Origin of the sequence: Micromonospora zingiberis (genome assembly GCF_004331455.1) — a bacterium.
GTDB classification, from domain to species: Bacteria; Actinomycetota; Actinomycetes; order Mycobacteriales; family Micromonosporaceae; genus Micromonospora; species Micromonospora zingiberis.
Map to the genome: position 1 here is coordinate 134,032 of NZ_SJJR01000011.1, position 18,506 is coordinate 152,537.

The following is an 18,506-nucleotide window of genomic DNA, read 5'->3' on the forward strand; positions in this document are numbered from 1 at the left end:
AACCCACCACGCTGCTCACCCCGGCGGCGCTCAGCGCCGGAACATCGCCCGGATCGCGACGAGCAACAGCAGGCCGCCGACCACCAGACCGAGCAGGCGTACGCCAGGGATGTCGGCCGCGCTCGTCGCGTCGGCCAGCAGCGGCTCCATACCCGCACTCTTGTCGGGCAGCGCTCCCAAGGCAACTGTAAGGTTTATTGACTATTCGTTGGCGCGGTGTGACCATGTCTGCACCGCCCGCTGGCGGGACCATGGCCGAGAAGACGGGGTGCAACGACCGGCATGAGCGAGCGTCAGCGAGCGAATCATCAGTTCAGTGCGTCCACCCAGCGGAGCGGAGAGCGGGCATGAGCGCGTCCAACGGAAACCTGGCGGCGCTGGCGACCGCGGTCCTGCAGCCCGGTTTCGTCGGCACCGTGCCGCCCGCCTGGGTCTGCCGCTGGCTCGGTGACGGGCTCGGGTCGGTGGTCCTGTTCAGCCGTAACGTCGTCGATCCGGAGCAGGTCACGGCCCTCACCGCCGCGTTGCGGGCGGAGCGGCCGGACGTGATCGTCGCGATCGACGAGGAGGGCGGTGACGTCACCCGGTTCGAGTCGGTGCGGGGCAGCTCCCGGCCGGGCAACCTCGCCCTCGGCGTGGTGGACGACCCGGCGCTCACCGAGGAGGTGGCCCGTGATCTCGGTGTCGAACTCGCCGCCGCCGGGGTGACCCTGAACTACGCGCCGGACGCCGACGTCAACTCCAACCCGGACAACCCGGTGATCGGGGTCCGCTCGTTCGGCGCCGACGCGTCGCTGGTGGCCCGGCACACCACCGCCTGGGTGCGCGGCCTGCAGTCGAGCGGGGTCGCTGCCTGCGCCAAGCACTTTCCGGGCCACGGCGACACCCACGTCGACTCACACCACGATCTGCCCCGGATCACCGCCGACCGGGCCCGGCTGGACGCCGTCGAGCTGGCCCCCTTCCGGGCCGCCGTCGCCGCGGGCGTACAGGCGGTGATGACCGGGCACCTGCTGGTGCCGGCGCTGGATCCGCAGCTGCCGGCCACCTTGAGCGAACGGATCCTCGGTGGCCTGCTCCGCGAGGAACTGGGCTTCAACGGGGTGGTGGTGACCGACGGGATCGAGATGCAGGCGGTGGCGGGCCGGTACGGCTTCGCCGGTGCCGTGGTGCGGGCCCTCGCCGCCGGCGCGGACGCGATCTGCGTGGGCGGGGAGCACGCCGACGAGGAGACCGTCCGTCATCTGCGGGACGCCATCGTGGCCGGGGTCGTGGCCGGGGAACTGCCGGAGGAGCGGTTGGCCGAGGCGGCGAAGCGGGTCGGCCAGCTCGCCGCCTGGACGGTGGCCGCCCGGGCGGCCCGGCCCGCGTCGGTCGGCGGGGCGGCCGACGGTTCGACGGTGGGACTGGCCGCCGCGCGTCGTGCGCTGCGGGTCACCAGCACCGGCGGGGAGGTCGTCCTGCCGCTGGTCGGCGCCGCGCACGTGGTGGAGTTCGCGCCGCCGCACAACATCGCGATCGGTGTGGACACCCCGTGGGGGGTGGCCGCCCCGCTGGCCGAGTTGGTGCCCGGCACCACCGGTGCCCGCTACACCGAGAGCACGACGCCGGTCGACCCGAGCGCCGACGCCGCCGGCCGTCCCCTGGTTCTGGTGGTGCGGGATCTGCACCGGCACTCCTGGATGCGCGCCGCCGTCGACCGGGCACTGGCCACCCGACCCGACGCGGTGGTGGTGGAGCTGGGACTGCCCGCGCTGGTCATCGGCCCGGTGCACGTCGCCACCCACGGCGCCACCCGGGCCGCCGGGCGGGCCGCGGCCGAACTGCTCAGCGGCGCCGCCGTCACGCCGGGCTGGTGACCAGGTCGGCGTACTCGGGGTGGCGTTCGATGAACGCGGCCATGAAGGGGCACTGCGGCACCACCCGCTGGCCCTGGGCCCGGACCTGGTCCAACGTGCCGCGCATCAGCGCCGAGCCGACGCCCATGTTCTGAAAGTTCGGATCCACCTCGGTGTGGGTGAAGACCAGCACCTCCCCGCGGGGCAGGTACGCGGTGAACCCGGCCAGTGCGTCGTCGACCAGGATCTCGTAGCGGTGTTTGGCGGAGTTCTCCTCGACCAGCATGCTCACGTCGCCCATTGTCCACCGGCCGGTGCGCCCCCGATGGTGTTCGCCGGCGTCTCGTACCCTGGGCGGCGTGATGAACCGACCCCCCGCCGGTAAGACCCCCCACACCTCCGCCCGCAGGGCGGCCGGCCTGCTGGCCGGCCTCGCACTCGGCGCCGCCCTGTTGGCCGGGTGCAGCTCGGAAGGGGCCAGCACCAACTGCGGGCTGGACTCCTGCACGGTGACCTTCGACCGTGGTGTGGAGGCCAGCGCCAACGTCCTCGGCGTCGAGGCCCGGCTGGTCGGTGCCCAGGACGACCAGGTCACCATCGAGGTCGCCGGCGAGCAGTTGACGCTGACCGTCGGCCAGCAGGCGGCCGACGTCGGTGGCCTCGCGGTCACCCTGGACAGCGTCACCGACTCCGAGGTGAAGGTCCGCATCTCCCGCTGACGGTTTGCGGACGTCGGCGGCCGGTCCGCCGACGTCCGCCGATAGCGGTGCGGGCGTCACGTTTGGCGATCTCCGTGGGCGGAGATTGAGGGCCCATGTCTCTCACCCGGAACGCCGAAGCCACCGCCGCCCGTACGGCCGACAGCCGGTGGCTGGAACTCCTCGCCCGGGCCGGCTTCGTCGGCTACGGGATCGTGCACCTGCTGTTCGGCTGGCTGGCGTTGCAGATCGCGTTCGGCAACTCCGCCGACGACGGCGACCAGTCCGGCGCGCTGCGTACCCTGGCCGCGCAACCGATGGGCAAGTTCCTGGTCATCGCGATCGCCGTCGGCATGGTCGCGATGGCGATCTGGCAGGCCCTTGAGGCGGCCGTCGGGCACCGCGCCGAACGCGGCAACGACCGGATCAAGGAACGGGTCGTCTCGGCGGCCCGTACGGTCATCTACCTCTGGCTGGCCTGGACAGCCTGGAAGGTGTTCTCCAACGCCAACTCCGACAGCGCCTCCCAGCAGGAGGAGCTGACCGCCCGGATGATGGAGTCCACCGGTGGCCGCTGGTTGGTCGGCCTGGCCGGGCTGGTGCTCGCCGGCGTCGGCGTCGGCATGGTCATCTACGGGGCGAAGAAGAAGTTCATGAAGCGGCTGAAGACCGGCGAGATGAACGCCCGGACCACCCAGCTCGCGCGCCGTCTCGGCATGGCCGGCTACCTCTCCCGGGGCGGCGCGTTCGCCGTCACCGGTCTGCTGGTCGTGCTGGCCGCGGTCAACTACGACCCGGAGAAGGCCCGAGGGCTGGACGCCGCGCTGCGGACGCTGCGTGACCAGTCGTACGGCGCCATCCTGCTCACGCTCATCGCGTTGGGCATCGCCGCCTTCGGCCTCTACTGCTTCCTCCAGTCCCGCTACCGCAAGGTCTGATCCTTCCAGCCGGCCACCGCGCCTCAGCGGTGGCCGGCGACGGCGATCCGAGGCAAAATTGCCCCTTTGCGTGGATCTTGCCGTCGCCCTGGAAGGAGACGAACACGTGCACAGCTACCTGGTAACGGTCGTCGCCGCGCTCGCCGCGGCGACGACCGCCGTCGTGCTGGTCGAGGTGGTACATCGGCTGATCAGGCGGTGGGGCCGCCGCTCACTGCTGCTGACCGAGCTGACCGAGCACGCGCACCGGGCGGTCCAGGTGGCCGCGACGGTGCTCGCCGTGCAGTTCGCCGTGCGCTTCAGCACCGGGTACGCGGTCGGCGCCCCCTGGCGGCAGGTGCTGCTGCATCTGCTGGTGCTCGCGGTGATCGCCGCCAGCGCCTGGCTGGTCGCCTCCCTGCTGGTGGTGGTCGAGGACACCGCGCTGGCCCGGTTCCGGGTCGACGTGCCGGACAACCGGCACGCGCGCCGGGTGCGTACCCAGGTGGTCATGCTCCGTCGGGTCACCATCGTGGTGATCGTGATCCTCACGCTCGGCGTGATGCTGATGACCTTCCCTGCCGTACGCGGCATCGGTGCCGGCGTGCTGACCAGTGCCGGTGTGGTCGGTATCGTCGCCGCGTTGGCCGCGCAGAGCCTGCTCGGCAACCTCTTCGCCGGGCTGCAACTGGCCTTCAGCGACGCGGTCCGCCTCGACGACGTGGTGGTGGTCGAGGGGGAGTGGGGCCGGATCGAGGAGCTGACGCTCAGCTACGTGGTGGTGCAGATCTGGGACGACCGCCGGTTGATCCTGCCCACCTCCTACTTCACCAGTACGCCGTTCCAGAACTGGACGCGCACCGAGGCCGCCGTGCTCGGCACGGCCGAGTTCGAGGTCGACTGGTCGGTTCCGGTGCAGGCCATGCGGGAGGAGTTGCGCCGCCTGGTGGAGAACACCGAGCTGTGGGACGGCCGGGTCTGCGTACTGCAGGTGACGGACGCGACCGGCGGCATGGTCAAGATCCGGGCGCTGGTGAGCGCCGCCAGCGCGGGCGCGTTGTGGGATCTGCGCTGTCTGGTGCGGGAACACCTGGTGGCGTGGGTACGCGACCAGCGGCCCACCGCGATGCCCCGGTTGCGTGCCGAGGTCGGTGACGGTGCGGGCGCCCTGCCCTGGCAGTGGGTGCGACCCTCGCGTACGCCGCGCCGTGCCGCCGAGGGAGAGGTTCCGGACGACGCGCGCCTCTTCGGGGGTAGCGACGACGGCGAGGCCCGTAGCGAAGCGTTCGTCGGCCCCGACGAACCCGCCGAGGCGCGCCGCTGATCCGCCGCGCCGATCCCGAGCCGGGGCCCGGTCGGCAATTTCATGATCAAGAAAAGTGATCGGCCCCGCAATCGTTTGCCGCCGGGTTTTCTGGGGACCTGCTGCGGGACGCTTCTGTCCCTTCTCGGTGGCTGCGCCGGGCGCGAGTCGACCACCCCCGGGCAGGATTGACGGACGGCGAGTTCGGGCATACAGCGCGGTGATGACGAGAGGGGGACAGCATGGCTGACGTGGCGAACATCCGTACCTCCCACAATGGGAGCGAACCGTCCACCGCCGAGCTGGTCCAGCGGGCGGCCGAGCAGGTCTCCCGCCTGGTGCGCGACGAACTCACGCTCGCCCGCGCCGAACTGACCGAGAAGGGCAAGCACGCCGGCATCGGCATCGGCCTGCTCGCCGGCGGCGGCGCGTTCGCGTTCTTCGGTCTCGGTGCGCTGATCACCGCCGCGATCCTGCTGCTGGCCCTGGTACTGCCGGCCTGGGCGGCCGCGCTGATCGTGGCGGTGGCCGTCTTCCTGATCGCCGGTGTGCTGGCCCTGATCGGCCGGCGGCAGGTCAGCCGGGCGGTCCCGCCCGTGCCGCAGGCGACCGTGCGTAGCCTGCGGGCCGACGTCGACGTGGTCAGCGCCGCTGTCAAGGACAGGGGGCGGGCATGACGCGCAACGGCACCGGCGACACCGAGGCGCTGCGGGACGAGATCCGGCGTACCCGGGTCGAGTTGGGCGAGACGATGGAGGCGCTGGCCGCCAAGGCCGACGTCAAGAAGCGGCTCAAGTCCTCTGCGGACCAGGCCCGGGAGCGGGTACGGGACCAGGCCGCGATGACCGTCGCCCGGGTCCGCGCGCAGACCGGCCTCGGCCGTGAGGCGGCGGGTACCGGAGGGCGGCCCGGCCCGGCACCGTTCGTCGCCTTGGCCGCCGGGGCGCTGGTCGCCGCAGTGGTCCTGGCCATCATTCAGGGGAGGCGTCGGTGAGCAAGGGCATCGGCAGGGTCGCCTACAAACCGGTCGGTGTGCTGATGGGCATCGCCGCCGGTGCGATCGCCGGCACCATCTTCCGCCAGGTGTGGAAGGTGGCCGCCGGAGATGGCGAGGCCCCCAACGCGACCGACGAGGACCGCCGCTGGGGCGAGATCCTCGCGGCGGCGGCCCTGCAGGGCGCCATCTTCGCCATCGTCCGGGCCGCCGTGGACCGAGGCGGTGCGGTGGGCGTACGCCGGTTGACCGGCCGTTGGCCTGACTGAACCCCGTTTGGCGAGGGGCCTTTCGACTCGGGCGCAGCCGCCACCCAGCGGGCCCGGCGTATCCGTCAGGTCACATGTCGGAGAATTTCGTCGGGTAGGCTGTGCAGAGTTTTTGCGTACGTGGTTTGCTGTTCCACGCTGTTGAGAGATGGCGTGGGTTGAGAGAAGTCTCCTTCACCGGGGGCCGCCTCAGGCGCCGCTGCTCGAAAACGGCCAATCGGCCGCACGGCGTGCTTGGCCGCCAGTTTTAGAAGGAGATACAGATGGCGCAGGGAACCGTGAAGTGGTTCAACGCTGACAAGGGCTTCGGCTTCATCACCGTCGACGGCGGGGGTGCTGACGTGTTCGTCCACTTCTCGGCCATCCAGTCCAGCGGCTACCGCACGCTGGAGGAGAACCAGCGGGTGGAGTTCGAGATCGCCCAGGGCCAGAAGGGTCCGCAGGCCGAGCAGGTCCGCCCCCTCTGAGAGCACCGGTCGGCGGCTGCCGGCCAGTGGCGAGGCCGCCCCCCAAATCGGTGTGAAGCCCCGCGTTCCGACAGGACGCGGGGCTTTCCATATCCGCCGGCACCCGACCAGCGTCGGGTGCCGGACCCGGTTCAGCGGTGGTTGCGGGCGCGAACGCCGAGCCAGAGCAGGACCACGCCCGCCAGCATCAGCACCGGGCCGATCAGCGCCCAGACCCGGTGGCCGGCCATCACGCTCTCCTCGACATAGCCCAGCCCCTGCACCGTGCAGGCCGCGCCGAGGACCACGGCCAGCAGGCCGAGCGTGAGCCGGAACCAGCCGCTCATCGCGATCTCACTGTCGGCTGGCCGACCGGCGGTGGCGCCGGTCGGTGCGTCGTTCACCATCGGTGATGCACCTGCGGGCGGATCAGCTCGTCGTAGACGGCGGTCACCTCGGCCAGTTCCGATGTCGACAGTGGAGGCTGACCGGCGGCGGCGACGTTGGCGTGGGCCTGCGCCGCGTCCCGGGCGCCGGGGATGACCACCGTGACGCCCGGCTGGTCGAGCACCCAGCGCAGCGCGAACTGGGCCATCGTCCGGCCGTCGCCGACCAGCGGGGCGAGCCGGCGGACGGCGGCCAGGCCGGTGGCGTAGTCGACGCCGGAGAACGTCTCGCCGACGTCGAACGCCTCCCCGTGCCGGTTGTAGGAGCGGTGGTCGTCGGCGGCGAAGGTGGTGTGCTCGTCGTAGCGGCCGGAGAGCAGACCGCTGGCCAGCGGCACCCGGGCGATGATGCCGACACCGGCGCTCGCGGCGGCCGGCAGCACCCGCTCAAGCGGCTTGTGGCGCAGCGCGTTGAGGATGATCTGGACGCTGGCCACCCCGGGGCGGGCGATCGCGGTCAGCGCCTCGTCGCAGGTCTCCACGCTGACCCCGTACGCGGCGATGCGCTTCTCGTCGACCAGCGTGTCGAGGGCGTCGAAGACCGCGTCGTCGGCGAAGACCACCGTCGGCGGGCAGTGCAGCTGCACCAGATCCAGGGTGTCCATCCCGAGGTTTGCCCGGGACCGGTCGGTCCAGCTGCGGAAATTGTCCAGGGTGTACGCCTCGGGGGTCTGCGGCACGCGGCGGCCCATCTTGGTGGCCACGGTCAGCTGGGCGTCCGGGTGGGCCGCCCGGAAGCGCCCGATCAGCTGTTCGCTGCGTCCGTCGCCGTACACGTCGGCCGTGTCCAGGAAGTCGACGCCGGCCTCGACAGCGGCGCTGAGCACCGACATCGCGTCGTCCTCGCTGACCGTGCCCCAGTCGGCACCCAGCTGCCAGGCGCCCAGGCCGACCACGCCGGCCTGCCGGGAAAGTCGGGGGAAGGTGCGTTGCTCCATGGAACGAGCCTAGTGGCCGCGCTCGCTGCGGCCCGGACCGGGCCGCAATGCAACCGGACGCTCGTACGGTTTTCCCCTGATGGCGGGTGACATGCCAGCAGCGCCCGGCCTTTTGGAAGACTGCCTACGTGAACCTGGAACCCGTGACCGACCTGCGTACCTTCATCGCCGGACTCCCCAAGGTGGAGCTGCACGTGCACCACGTCGGGTCCGCCTCGCCCCGGATCGTGGCCGAGCTGGCCGCTCGACACGAGGGGCGCAGCCCGGTGCCGGCGGATCCGCAACTGCTGGCCGAGTACTTCGTCTTCCGCGACTTCGCGCACTTCATCGAGCTGTACCTCAGCGTCGTGGACCTGATCCGGGACCAGGAGGACGTCTGGATCCTCACCCACGAGGTGGCCCGGGAACTGGCGCGCCAGCAGGTCCGCTACGCGGAGCTGACCGTGACGCCGTACTCGCACGTGCGGCGGGGCATCCCGGCCCCGGCGTTCTGTGAGGCCATCGAGGACGCCCGCAAGCGGGCCGCCGCCGACTTCGGCATCGAGCTGCGGTGGTGCTTCGACATTCCCGGCGAGGCGGGGCTGCCGGCCGCCGAGGAGACGCTGCGGATCTGTCTCGACGAGCGCCCGGAAGGGCTGGTCAGCTTCGGTCTGGGCGGGCCCGAGATCGGCGTGCCGCGTCCGCAGTTCAAGCCCTACTTCGACCAGGCCCGCGCGGCGGGACTGCACTCGGTACCGCACGCGGGTGAGACCACCGGCCCGCAGACCATCTGGGACGCGCTGCGTGAGCTGGGCGCCGAACGCATCGGCCACGGCATCTCCGCCGCGCAGGACCCCGAGCTGCTGGCCTATCTCGCCGAGCGGCAGATCCCGGTGGAGGTCTGCCCGACCTCCAACGTGCGAACCCGGGCGGTGGCGGCCATCGAGGAGCACCCGCTGCCCCGCCTGGTCGAGGCCGGGCTGCTGGTGACCATCAACTCCGACGACCCGCCGATGTTCGGCACCACCCTCGACGACGAGTACGCGGTGGCCGCCCGGCTGTTGAACGCCGGCCCGACGCAGGTGGCGGAGTTGGCCCGTAACGCCGTGACCGCGTCCTTCCTGGACGACACCGGCAAGCGCCGCATCACCGACGAGATCGACGCCTACCTCGCCTCCGCCTGATCATGCTGGCGGGCAGAGGTGCGGCTGCGGAGTGGCGCGCGGCGGGAGGAGGTGTGGGGGGACCGTGTCTCCCGCCGCGCGCACGGCTCCACCGGCCCCGGTGCGCTGGGAGCGGGGGGCCGGTGGAACTGCTGGGTTCGAAGGAATCCTGACAGTAGCCGGCCGCCACTGGGCTCCGGTTAATCCGGATCTAAGGAAGACTTGTGCCGGGGCACAGTCCGTTCATGCTCGCGGTCGGCGTACGCGGTGGCTCAGGTGTCCGTCGGTCGCTGCCGGGGCCATCGACGCCCGCTGCTCTTCTGCTCCCGGGCCATCCGGCCCACCAGGCCGAACCGGCTGACCTGACGTGGCGTGGCCTCCGGGTCGGCGAGCAGCATCACCACGCTGGCCCCGCCGAGGCGAGCCCGGTCGATGCTGACCGAACCGCTGGCCTGCAACGCCACCCGCTTGGCGATGTCCAGCCCGAGTCCGGTGGAGCCCTGGTCGCTGGTGCCGCGACGCAGCGCCCGGTCCGGGTCGGCGATGCCCGGTCCGGCATCGTCGATCCGGATGGCCACGTACCCGTCGCGTCGGGAGACGGCCACCTCGAAGGCGGTGCCCTGCGGGGTGTAGCGGAACACGTTGCCGATCACCGCGTCCAGCGCGGCGGCCAGCTCGGCCCGGGGCACCGGCGCGGGGATCCGCAGCTGGGCGCCGGTCACCCGGTGCGGACGGTTCTGGTCGCCCGCCAGCGCCGCCCAGAAGACCATCCGGTCCCGGACCACCTCGCTCACGTCGCAGATGGCCGGACCGGCCTCGGTGGCCACCGCCTTACGGGTGGTCTTGATCAGCACGTCGATCTCACCCTCCAGGGTGACGATCGCCTGCCGGATCCGCCGGATCCCACGCAGATGGTCCAGTTCCGCCTGGCTGAACGAGCCCACGCTGGTGTCGTCGGACTCCAACGCCTCGGCGTCCAGCCGCAGCACGGTCAGCGGCGTGCGCAGCCGGTGCGACAGGTCCGCCACGAGTTCCCGCTCCTCGGTGCGGGCCGCGACGAAGCGTTCGGCCATCCGGTTGAAGGCCAGGCCGGCCTCGGCAAGTTCGCGGGGACCGCTCGGCTCGACCCGTACGCCCAGTTCGCCGTCGCCCACCGCGAGGGCCGCCTTGACCAGGTCCCGGGTGGCGTCCACCGCCCGCACGGCGACCCGGTCCACCACCAGCATCGTCGCAGCCAACAGGGCGACGGCCACGCCGGTCAGCAGCAGCCACCGGCTGCCGGCGCCCCCGCCGAGGGCGGACTCCGGTATGAACACCTCCACCACGGCGGTCTGGTCGCCGAGCACCACCGGGTCCAGCCGCAACACGCCACCGTCGACGTCGAGCACCACGGAACGCCGCTCGGAGCGGGCCTGCGCCAACTGCTCGGCGTCGGCTCGCCCGCTGGCGGAGTCACCGTCCAGGCCGTGCACCACCGGGCGGGTGGCCGGATCGTCGCCACTGGCCTCGATCGCGCGGGCCACCACGTCCGGCTCGGTGCTCACCGCGAGCGCCCCGGTGACCAGCGCGCTGCGGCGGGCCGCGTCGGCGATCGCCTCCTCGCGGGCCTGCCCACCGAGGACCAGGCCGAGCGGAATCAGGAAGGCGAGCGCCAGCAGGGCGCCCATGCCGGCCGTCGACAGGGCCAGCGACCGCCTCAGTCCGGCGCCACCAGCCGGAAGCCCACCCCCCGCACGGTGCGCAGGTAGCGCGGCTTCGCCGCGGACTCGCCCATTTTGCGCCGTAGCCAGTACAGGTGAACGTCGATGGTCTGGTCCTCGCCGACCGACGGTTGCCGCCATACCTCCTCCAAGAGCTCCCGCCGGGACACTACCCGGCCAGGGCGTGCGGCGAGATACGCCAGCAGGTCGAATTCCTTGCGGGTCAGCGCCAGCGGCTCCCCGTCGAGATGGGCGCTGCGTTCGCCGATGTCGACGCGCAGCCCGCCCACGCTGTGCACCACCGGCTGCACCGCGCGGCTGGCTCGTCCCACCCGGCGCAGCACGCTGGTGATCCGGGCGTCCAGGTGGGCGCCGGTGAACGGCTTGACCATGTAGTCGTCGGCCCCGGCGCGTAGCAGCTTGACCACGGACTGCTCGTCGTCGCGGGCGGTGGCGATGATGATCGGCACGTCGGTGATGCCGCGCAGCATGCGCAGGGCGTCCGATCCGTCCAGGTCCGGCAACCCCAGATCGAGTACGACGAGGTCGGGTGTCTCGGCAGCGACCCGGCGCAGCGCGTCCAGGGCGGTGCCCACCGCGTGTACCGCGTGGCCCCGATCGGTGAGGGAACGAAGCATCGCGCCGCGTACGACGTGATCGTCTTCGACCAGGAGGACGGTGGCCACCCCCGCACGGTACTCGGCACGGCAAGCCGAACGTCATTGCGGCCCACCGGGGAACCCGCCAAGCTGGTACAACCATGACGTTCACCCTCTACCCGGACACCCGGCTGGCGTTGGCCCGGGACAGCCTCGCCGGCCTGTCGGTCGGCGACGCCCTCGGATCCCAGTTCTTCGTACCCGGCCGGCGGCCGGCCGACCTGGCCGCCGGACTGCTCCCGCCACCGCCGTGGCAGTGGACCGACGACACCGAGATGGCCTGCTCGGTACTGGCGGCACTCGGGGAGGCGGGCAGTATCGACCGGGATGCCCTGGCCATCGCGTTCGCCGAGCGCTGCGAGCCGTACCGGGGTTACGGTCCGGGCGCGGTACGCATCCTGCGGCTGATCCGTACCGGTACCCCGTGGCCGGTCGCCGCCGCGGCCGCCTTCGACGGTCAGGGCTCCTGCGGTAACGGCGCGGCGATGCGGGTCGGGCCACTGGGCGCGTACTTCGCCGACTCGACCACCCGGGCCGCCGCGCAGGCGCGGGCATCGGCCGAGGTGACCCACGCCCACCCGGAGGGGATCGCCGGTGCGGTCGCGGTGGCGGTGGCCGGGTCGCTGGCCGCGCGGGCCCGCCTGGACGGCGACCGGCCCACTCCGGCCCGGCTGCTCGCCGGGGTGGCCGCCGCGCTGGACCCGGCGACCGAGGTGCATCGAGGCGTACGCCGGGCGGGCGGGCTGCTCGGTCGCCCGCTGGGCGAGATCGTGGCGGCGCTGGGCAACGGTGCCCGGGTCACCGCGCAGGACACCGTCGCGTTCACCCTCTGGGTGGCCGCCACGCACCTGGACGACTATCCGGCCGCCGTACGGGCCTGTGTCGAGGCGGGCGGGGACGTGGACACCACCGCCGCCATCGTCGGTGGGGTGGTGGCCGGATACACCGGAGTGGGCACCCCGGGCGGGGTGCCCACCGACTGGCTGGCGGCGCGGGAGCCGCTACCCGACTGGGTCGGCTGAGCCGACCTGCCACCCGGACCGTTCAGCGTGCGGCACCCGCCGGCTGCTCCTGCTCGGCGGTCGGTTCGGCGACCCGCTGCCGGGCCCCGGTGCCGGGCTGCTCCGGCTCGGTGACCGGTCCCGCCGGTTCCCCGGTGCCGGGCGTGGCCGGCTCCTCGTCGAGCACCGAGCGGTCGACCTCCTCGGCGTTGCGGCGGCGCCGGCTGATCAGCCAGCCCACCACGGCGCCGCCGCCGAGGCCGGCGACCAGGCCGGCGGCGAGCAGACTGTTCGCGTTCGGTCCGTCGCCGGCGGCGGTGGCCGGGGCCGGCGGGGCGTCGGCCGGAGCGCCGCCGTGCCCGCCACCGTGGGCGCCCGGGTAGGCCGGATCGCCGGGCGTCAGGGTCAGCGGGGGCAGTGGTCGCTGCCCGGGGCCGCTGCCCCAGTGCACCTGTAGGCCGTCGGCGTAGGTCTGGGTCAGCTCGAAGGGCAGTTGGTCGGTCTGTGGCAGTGGGGCCATCGAGAAGACCAGTCGGGCCGGGCCTTCGTCGGCCGAGCCGGGTGCGCGGGACCAGGTCAGCGCGGCGGTGACGACGTCGGTGGCCGGGCCGTGCATGCCCGCCACCGGCACGTCGAGCTGGCGGGTGGTGATCGCGGGAGCCCACCCCGACACCGACAGCGGGTACACCTCGGCGATCGGCGGGTCCGCCGGCATCCGGATCTCGATCCGTTCGGTACGCACCCCCGGCCGCTCGTCCGGCACCGTGAACTCCATCTTCACCGAGTTGCCCTGCTGTGCCTCGGTCGGGGTGAAGGTCACACCGTCGGCCCACGCCGCCGCCGGCCAGAGCAGCACCATGGCGGTGGACAGCGCGGCCACCGCTCCGCCCCGGCGTCGACGGCTCCCGCCGCGCGTCATCGCCATCCTGGGTCCCCATCCCTGTCGTCCTGGCCGGAACGGGCTCCGGCCACACCTGGTAGTTCGGATCCGAGGACGAAAAGGTTCAACGCCTGGTCCGATCTCCGTGCCGCCGATATCGGGCGGCAGTGCTCAGCGGGCGACCGATAGCATCACGGTGAGCCAACATTGGCACTTTCCTGATACCACTGCTGCGAGGAGTCTCCCGTGTCCGCACCCCGTACCCCCGCCGTGGCCGACCCCGTCGTCGTTGCCGCCGGGACGACGGCGGCCGACGCGGTGGCCGCGGCCGGCCTGCCCGCCAACGGACCGAAGGCGATCGTGGTGGTCCGCGATCCGCAGGGCGTGCTGCGCGACCTGGACTGGCGCCCGTCCGAGGAGACCTCGGTCGAGCCGGTCGCCCTCGACTCGCCGGACGGCCTGAACGTGCTGCGTCACTCGACCGCGCACGTGCTCGCCCAGGCGGTGCAGGACATCTTCCCCGAGGCGAAGCTCGGCATCGGCCCGCCGATCGACAACGGCTTCTACTACGACTTCGCCGTCGAGAAGCCGTTCCAGCCGGACGACCTGGCCAAGCTCGAGAAGCGGATGCAGGAGATCGTCAAGTCCGGTCAGCGGTTCCGGCGGCGGCGCTTCGACAGCCTGGACGAGGCCAAGGCGGAGCTGGCCGCCGAGCCGTTCAAGCTGGAGCTCATCGACGTCAAGGGCGAGGGGCTGGACTCCGCCGAGGTGATGGAGGTCGGCGGCGGCGAGCTGACCATCTACGACAACCTCGCCGCCGACGAGGACAAGGTCTGCTGGTCGGACCTGTGCCGGGGGCCGCACCTGCCGAACACCCGACTGATCGGCGCGTTCAAGCTGATGCGTTCGGCCGCCGCGTACTGGCGGGGGAGCGAGAAGAACCCGCAGCTGCAGCGGGTGTACGGCACCGCCTGGCCGACCCGGGACGCGCTCAAGGCGTACCTGAAGCTGCTGGAGGAGGCGGCCCGGCGCGACCACCGCAAGCTCGGCGTGGACCTGGACCTGTTCAGCTTCCCCGACGAGCTGGGCTCCGGCCTGGCGGTCTTCCACCCCAAGGGCGGCATCATCCGCCGGGAGATGGAGAACTACTCGCGGATCAAGCACGAGCAGGCCGGGTACGACTTCGTCAACACCCCGCACATCACCAAGGGTCACCTGTACGAGGTCTCCGGGCACCTCGACTGGTACGCCGACGGCATGTTCCCGCCCATGGAGGTGGAGGGCGCGAACTACTACCTCAAGCCGATGAACTGCCCGATGCACGACCTGATCTTCCGTTCCCGGGGTCGTTCCTACCGGGAGCTGCCGCTGCGGATGTTCGAGTTCGGCACCGTCTACCGGTACGAGAAGTCCGGTGTGGTGCACGGCCTGACCCGGGTCCGTGGCATGACCCAGGACGACGCGCACATCTTCTGCACCGAGGAGCAGATGGCGGGGGAACTGAAGTCCCTGCTCGCCTTCGTGCTGGAGTTGCTGCGCGACTACGGGCTGGACGACTTCTACCTGGAGTTGTCGACCCGTAACCCGGAGAAGTCGGTCGGCACCGACGAGAACTGGGAGCGGGCCACCGAGGCGCTGCGCTCGGCCGCCGAGGAGTCCGGGCTCCAGTTGGTGCCCGACCCGGGGGGCGCGGCCTTCTACGGCCCGAAGATCTCGGTGCAGGTCAAGGACGCGATCGGTCGGACCTGGCAGATGTCCACCATCCAGGTCGACTTCAACCTGCCGGAGCGGTTCGGTCTGGAGTACCAGGCGGGCGACGGCACCCGGCAGCGTCCCGTCATGATCCACCGGGCGTTGTTCGGGTCGATCGAGCGGTTCTTCGGCGTGCTCACCGAGCACTACGCCGGTGCCTTCCCGGCCTGGCTGGCTCCGGTGCAGGTGGTCGGCATCCCGATCCGCGAGGACCACGCCGACTACCTGCACGGTTTCGTCGCCGCGCTGCGGGCCGAGGGCATCCGGGCCCAGGTCGACGCCGGTGACGACCGGATGCAGAAGAAGATCCGTACCGCCCAGCAGCAGAAGATCCCGTTCATGGTGATCGCCGGGGACGAGGACGTGGCCGCCGGCACCGTGTCGTTCCGGTACCGGGACGGCTCGCAGCGCAACGGGGTGCCGCTGGCCGAGGCGGTCGCCCACGTGCTGGACGTGGTGAACTCTCGGACCAACGTCGGCCCGTCGGCCGCCTGACCACCGCGACGCCGGCCCCGCCTCTGGCGGGGCCGGCGTCGCGGCGGGCGATCAGATCCCGCAGTTCGGCGCCGACCAGGAACGGCTCGGTGGGCTGCCCAGGTGGGTGTGGTCGTGGTGCCCCGGGTAGCCGGGGCCGAGGATGTTGTTGAAGCCGTGGTTGCGGGCCTGCTGGGCGAGCGCGCAGAGGGAGTGCGAGCCGACCAGGTCGATCCCGTCGCCGTAGAGGTGCCGGCTGTTGCTGGCCCCGCCGACCGCGCTGTTGCAGGCATAGCTGCGGAATCCGCTGCTGAGGTAGAGCGGTGCGTTGCCCATGGCGCGGCGCATGGCCTGGAGTTTCCACATCGAGACCAGGGCGTTGAAGCGAGCGGTGCTCGCCGGGACGGCACCGCCGGACCAGTCGCTGTTGCAGCGGTTCCACTCGGCGTAGCTGAAGCTGACCGGGGTGCAGTCGGCGTCCTGCAACGCGTAGATCTGGTTGACGGTCTGCGGCCCGGCGACCCCGTCGGCGGCCAGGCCGTACGCCTGCTGGAAGCGGATCACGGCCGACCGGGTGGCCGGGCCGTACGCCCCGTCGATGGTGAGCACCGCGCCGTAGCCGGGGTAGCCGGCGACGCGGATCTGTAGCTGGCGTACGTCCTCGCCGGTCATTCCCGAGGACAGGGTGCGGCCCCAGGTGTAGCAGGCGTCGGCCTGGGCGGCGGTGCCGGTGGCGGTCACCGCCGTCAGGCTCGCCACCGCGGCCAGCACGCAGGCGGTCAGGGCCCGTACCAGGCGTTGCCGGACGGAACGTCGTTCCACGACCACTCCAATCGACGATCTTCGAAGCAAGAGGACTGAAAGTTTCGCCTACGTCGATGTAACAGTCAAGAAATCTTTGCCGCATTCTGCAAGCGGGCGTCACCGTGGCCCGGCAGCATGCCCGCCGGTGGCCGGCGGTCCGGTCGCCGGTGGTCGGCGGTGTGGCCGGCGGCTGCGGTGCGGGTGGCCTACCCGCGCCGCGCGGTACGTAGGATCGCCGGTGTGACTGGGGCGGACGAGCACACCGACAGGGACATGGCCGACGGGCTGGACCGGCTCTGGACGCCCCACCGGATGACCTACATCTCCGGCGCGGACCGACCCGAGGGCGGCTACGAGAAGCCGTCCGGATGCCCGTTCTGCCTGGCCCCGCGCCGACCGCCGGAGGAGAGTCTGGTGGTCGCCCGGGGCGAGCACGTGTTCGTGGTGCTCAACCTGTACCCGTACAACCCGGGCCACCTGCTGGTCTGCCCGTACCGGCACGTGGCCGACTACACCGACCTGGACGGACCGGAGACGGTCGAGTTGGCCTCGCTCACCCAGACCGCCATGCGGGTGGTCCGCAAGGTCAGCAACGCGCACGGCTTCAACCTGGGGATGAACCAGGGTGGCGTGGCCGGTGCCGGCATCGCCGCCCACCTGCACCAGCACGTGGTGCCCCGGTGGGGCGGCGACGCCAACTTCATGCCGGTGATCGGCCGTACCAAGGTGCTGCCGCAACTACTCGGCGACACCCGCGACCTGCTCGTGCGCGCCTGGCCCGCCTGACTCGCCGCCCCCCACCCGGCCCGGCGCCCCACTCCGCCCGGCCCGGCCCGGTCTGGTCTCGCTGCCGCGCCGCGCCGAGCCGGCCCGTCCGGTGCTTGAGCGCTTTGCTCTGCTTCAACCGGCGCAACACTCGACGGCCGAAACCAGTGCGTCCGGTGAAGCAGAGCAAAGGGCGGCGAAGTGGGGAACCGGTGAGCCTGTGGACACCCTCGGTCAACATCGGGTCGCGGTGTGGTGCGCCCGCAGCCGGCCCTGAGCTGGGGTGGGGAGGCCGCGACGGGGAACGGAGGTGCAGCGGGGCCGGCTTCGGGTGATCCGTCCACTCCGGTCGTTCGTACGGATGATCGTGATGGATCTCTGCGAAGTTTCGCCCCCAAGATGGCACGATGCGCCGATGGTGGAGTCGACGCGGATGCTGGGCCGCAGCGGCATCGAGGTCAGCGCCCTGGGCATGGGCTGTTGGGCGATCGCCGGCCCCTGGGCGGAGGGGCGTACCCCGCTGGGCTGGGGCGCCGTTGACGACGCGGAATCGGTCCGGGCGATCCGCCGGGCGCTCGACCTCGGCGTGACGCTTTTCGACACCGCCGACACGTACGGTGCCGGGCACGGCGAGCGCCTCCTCGGGCGGGCCCTGGCCGGTCGACGCGACGAGGCGGTCATCGCCACCAAGTGGGGCTACACCTTCGACGAGCAGGCCCGGCAGGCCACCGGGACGGACGCCTCACCGGCCTACCTGCGGCGGGCCGTACGGGAGTCGCTGCGTCGCCTCGGCACCGACCGGATCGACCTCTACCAGCTGCACCTGGCCGACCTGTCGGTGCCCCGGGCGCAGGCGCTGATCGGCACGCTGGAGGAGTTGGTGACCGACGGCCTGGTCCGGGCGTACGGCTGGAGCACCGACCGGGCCGACCGCGCCACCGCCCTCGGCCAGTACGCCCCGCACGCCGCCGCCGTGCAGCACAGCCTCTCCGTGCTGCGCGATGCCCCCGACCTGCTCGGCATCTGCGAGAAGTACGACCTGGCCAGCGTCAACCGGGGACCGCTCGGCATGGGCCTGCTCACCGGCAAGTACCACCCCGCCTCGACGCTGCCCCACGACGACATCCGGGGCATGACCTCGGGCTGGTTGGAGTGGTTCCGGGGCGGCCGGCCCGCCCCGGAGTGGCTGCGCCGGGTCCAGGCGGTCCGGGCGGCGTTGACCGCCGACGGGCGTACCCTCGCCCAGGGCGCGCTGGGCTGGATCTGGGCCCGCAGCGACCGCACGATCCCGATCCCGGGCTGCCGCAGCGTCGCCCAGGTCGAGGAGAATGCCGCCGCGTTGGCCCTCGGCCCCCTCGCGCCCGACCACTTCGCCGAGGTCGAACGCCAGCTCGCCGCGCTGCGCCGCGCCGCCCTGCTGGAGGCCGACCGACCCTACTGGCCCAGCCCGATGCTTCCCACCGCCCGTCCCTGATCGCCC

20 protein-coding genes are annotated in these 18,506 nt (G+C 72.0%); 13 read left to right on the top strand and 7 right to left on the bottom strand.

All coding sequences use genetic code 11. The features are described from left to right. Positions 1–347: 347 nt before the first annotated feature. Positions 348–1,859 (top strand): glycoside hydrolase family 3 protein, encoded by a 1,512-nt coding sequence (locus tag E0H26_RS17750; RefSeq protein WP_131304905.1) that lies wholly within the window; start codon positions 348–350, stop codon positions 1,857–1,859. Here E0H26_RS17750 and E0H26_RS17755 read toward each other — a convergent pair. Beyond that, positions 1,843–2,124: a GNAT family N-acetyltransferase gene (locus tag E0H26_RS17755; protein ID WP_240742249.1), complete on the bottom strand. Its 282-nt coding sequence runs from the start codon at positions 2,122–2,124 to the stop codon at positions 1,843–1,845. The two genes, E0H26_RS17750 and E0H26_RS17755, sit on opposite strands and share 17 nt — an antisense overlap. A 76-nt stretch (positions 2,125–2,200) precedes the next feature. On the opposite strand from E0H26_RS17755, the gene E0H26_RS17760 reads away from it, so the two are divergent. The 7 genes from E0H26_RS17760 to E0H26_RS17790 all read left to right on the top strand — a co-directional run bounded on the left by E0H26_RS17760 (position 2,201) and on the right by E0H26_RS17790 (position 6,486). Continuing rightward, a complete protein-coding gene (locus tag E0H26_RS17760) occupies positions 2,201–2,557 on the top strand; it encodes a hypothetical protein (protein ID WP_131305018.1) in 357 nt (118 codons plus the stop codon). Between the two features lie 95 nt (positions 2,558–2,652). After that, positions 2,653–3,474 (top strand): DUF1206 domain-containing protein, encoded by an 822-nt coding sequence (locus E0H26_RS17765; RefSeq protein WP_131304909.1) that lies wholly within the window; start codon positions 2,653–2,655, stop codon positions 3,472–3,474. Between the two features lie 106 nt (positions 3,475–3,580). Beyond that, positions 3,581–4,777 carry a mechanosensitive ion channel family protein gene (locus E0H26_RS17770; protein WP_131304911.1) on the top strand — a complete coding sequence of 399 codons (1,197 nt, stop codon included), beginning with the start codon at positions 3,581–3,583 and terminating at the stop codon, positions 4,775–4,777. Between the two features lie 221 nt (positions 4,778–4,998). Then, positions 4,999–5,433, top strand: a complete 435-nt coding sequence (locus E0H26_RS17775) for a phage holin family protein (protein WP_131304913.1) — start codon at positions 4,999–5,001, stop codon at positions 5,431–5,433. Further along, entirely contained in the window at positions 5,430–5,750 is a 321-nt protein-coding gene (locus tag E0H26_RS17780; RefSeq protein WP_131304916.1) for a DUF3618 domain-containing protein, read from the top strand. Before E0H26_RS17775 ends, E0H26_RS17780 begins: the two co-directional genes overlap by 4 nt. Then, a complete protein-coding gene (locus E0H26_RS17785) occupies positions 5,747–6,019 on the top strand; it encodes a DUF4235 domain-containing protein (protein WP_131304918.1) in 273 nt (90 codons plus the stop codon). Before E0H26_RS17780 ends, E0H26_RS17785 begins: the two co-directional genes overlap by 4 nt. Positions 6,020–6,282: 263 nt before the next feature. Next, positions 6,283–6,486 (top strand): cold-shock protein, encoded by a 204-nt coding sequence (locus tag E0H26_RS17790; protein ID WP_013732668.1) that lies wholly within the window; start codon positions 6,283–6,285, stop codon positions 6,484–6,486. Positions 6,487–6,617: 131 nt separating this feature from the next. On the opposite strand, the gene E0H26_RS17795 is transcribed toward E0H26_RS17790, so the two are convergent. Together E0H26_RS17795 and E0H26_RS17800 are read right to left on the bottom strand one after the other, a co-directional pair. Further along, positions 6,618–6,812, bottom strand: coding sequence for a hypothetical protein (locus tag E0H26_RS17795; protein ID WP_131305020.1), 195 nt, complete (start codon positions 6,810–6,812; stop codon positions 6,618–6,620). Between the two features lie 53 nt (positions 6,813–6,865). Beyond that, positions 6,866–7,849, bottom strand: coding sequence for an aldo/keto reductase (locus E0H26_RS17800; RefSeq protein ID WP_131304920.1), 984 nt, complete (start codon positions 7,847–7,849; stop codon positions 6,866–6,868). A 143-nt stretch (positions 7,850–7,992) separates the two neighbouring features. Here E0H26_RS17800 and E0H26_RS17805 point away from each other — a divergent pair, with 143 nt between their 5' ends. After that, a complete protein-coding gene (locus E0H26_RS17805; protein WP_131305022.1) occupies positions 7,993–9,012 on the top strand; it encodes an adenosine deaminase in 1,020 nt (339 codons plus the stop codon). 251 nt (positions 9,013–9,263) lie between these two features. Here the strand turns inward: E0H26_RS17805 and E0H26_RS17810 are convergent, their stop codons facing one another. Then, the gene (locus E0H26_RS17810) at positions 9,264–10,658 is read right to left on the bottom strand and encodes a HAMP domain-containing sensor histidine kinase (protein ID WP_206025203.1); all 1,395 of its coding nucleotides are present in this window, start codon (positions 10,656–10,658) and stop codon (positions 9,264–9,266) included. Between the two features lie 29 nt (positions 10,659–10,687). Next, positions 10,688–11,377, bottom strand: a complete 690-nt coding sequence (locus tag E0H26_RS17815; RefSeq protein WP_131304922.1) for a response regulator transcription factor — start codon at positions 11,375–11,377, stop codon at positions 10,688–10,690. Between the two features lie 74 nt (positions 11,378–11,451). Here E0H26_RS17815 and E0H26_RS17820 point away from each other — a divergent pair, with 74 nt between their 5' ends. Beyond that, positions 11,452–12,372: an ADP-ribosylglycohydrolase family protein gene (locus E0H26_RS17820; RefSeq protein ID WP_131304924.1), complete on the top strand. Its 921-nt coding sequence runs from the start codon at positions 11,452–11,454 to the stop codon at positions 12,370–12,372. A gap of 22 nt (positions 12,373–12,394) precedes the next feature. On the opposite strand, the gene E0H26_RS17825 is transcribed toward E0H26_RS17820, so the two are convergent. Next, the gene (locus E0H26_RS17825) at positions 12,395–13,270 is read right to left on the bottom strand and encodes a DUF1775 domain-containing protein (protein ID WP_206025205.1); all 876 of its coding nucleotides are present in this window, start codon (positions 13,268–13,270) and stop codon (positions 12,395–12,397) included. 207 nt (positions 13,271–13,477) lie between these two features. Between E0H26_RS17825 and thrS the strand changes: the two genes are divergently transcribed. After that, complete coding sequence (thrS, locus tag E0H26_RS17830; protein WP_131304928.1) at positions 13,478–15,478, top strand: threonine--tRNA ligase; 2,001 nt, start codon at positions 13,478–13,480, stop codon at positions 15,476–15,478. A 51-nt stretch (positions 15,479–15,529) separates the two neighbouring features. Here thrS and E0H26_RS17835 read toward each other — a convergent pair whose 3' ends face one another. Next, positions 15,530–16,279 carry a D-Ala-D-Ala carboxypeptidase family metallohydrolase gene (locus E0H26_RS17835; protein WP_131304930.1) on the bottom strand — a complete coding sequence of 250 codons (750 nt, stop codon included), beginning with the start codon at positions 16,277–16,279 and terminating at the stop codon, positions 15,530–15,532. A gap of 255 nt (positions 16,280–16,534) precedes the next feature. Between E0H26_RS17835 and E0H26_RS17840 the strand changes: the two genes are divergently transcribed. After that, complete coding sequence (locus E0H26_RS17840; RefSeq protein ID WP_206025217.1) at positions 16,535–17,047, top strand: HIT family protein; 513 nt, start codon at positions 16,535–16,537, stop codon at positions 17,045–17,047. 394 nt (positions 17,048–17,441) lie between these two features. Beyond that, entirely contained in the window at positions 17,442–18,500 is a 1,059-nt protein-coding gene (locus E0H26_RS17845) for an aldo/keto reductase (protein WP_131304934.1), read from the top strand. The last annotated feature ends 6 nt before the right edge of the window (positions 18,501–18,506 follow it).

What these genes read in the sequence shown, in the direction of transcription:
- E0H26_RS17800 (WP_131304920.1), bottom strand. Translation starts at nt 7,849, where the DNA reads ATGGAGCAACGCACCTTCCCCCGACTTTCCCGGCAGGCCGGCGTGGTC.
- E0H26_RS17820 (WP_131304924.1), top strand. Translation starts at nt 11,452, where the DNA reads ATGACGTTCACCCTCTACCCGGACACCCGGCTGGCGTTGGCCCGGGAC.
- E0H26_RS17840 (WP_206025217.1), top strand. Translation starts at nt 16,535, where the DNA reads ATGGCCGACGGGCTGGACCGGCTCTGGACGCCCCACCGGATGACCTAC.
- E0H26_RS17790 (WP_013732668.1), top strand. Translation starts at nt 6,283, where the DNA reads ATGGCGCAGGGAACCGTGAAGTGGTTCAACGCTGACAAGGGCTTCGGC.
- E0H26_RS17755 (WP_240742249.1), bottom strand. Translation starts at nt 2,124, where the DNA reads ATGCTGGTCGAGGAGAACTCCGCCAAACACCGCTACGAGATCCTGGTC.
- E0H26_RS17775 (WP_131304913.1), top strand. Translation starts at nt 4,999, where the DNA reads ATGGCTGACGTGGCGAACATCCGTACCTCCCACAATGGGAGCGAACCG.
- E0H26_RS17765 (WP_131304909.1), top strand. Translation starts at nt 2,653, where the DNA reads ATGTCTCTCACCCGGAACGCCGAAGCCACCGCCGCCCGTACGGCCGAC.
- E0H26_RS17760 (WP_131305018.1), top strand. Translation starts at nt 2,201, where the DNA reads ATGAACCGACCCCCCGCCGGTAAGACCCCCCACACCTCCGCCCGCAGG.
- E0H26_RS17780 (WP_131304916.1), top strand. Translation starts at nt 5,430, where the DNA reads ATGACGCGCAACGGCACCGGCGACACCGAGGCGCTGCGGGACGAGATC.
- E0H26_RS17795 (WP_131305020.1), bottom strand. Translation starts at nt 6,812, where the DNA reads ATGAGCGGCTGGTTCCGGCTCACGCTCGGCCTGCTGGCCGTGGTCCTC.
- E0H26_RS17810 (WP_206025203.1), bottom strand. Translation starts at nt 10,658, where the DNA reads ATGGGCGCCCTGCTGGCGCTCGCCTTCCTGATTCCGCTCGGCCTGGTC.
- E0H26_RS17845 (WP_131304934.1), top strand. Translation starts at nt 17,442, where the DNA reads ATGGTGGAGTCGACGCGGATGCTGGGCCGCAGCGGCATCGAGGTCAGC.
- E0H26_RS17750 (WP_131304905.1), top strand. Translation starts at nt 348, where the DNA reads ATGAGCGCGTCCAACGGAAACCTGGCGGCGCTGGCGACCGCGGTCCTG.
- E0H26_RS17825 (WP_206025205.1), bottom strand. Translation starts at nt 13,270, where the DNA reads ATGACGCGCGGCGGGAGCCGTCGACGCCGGGGCGGAGCGGTGGCCGCG.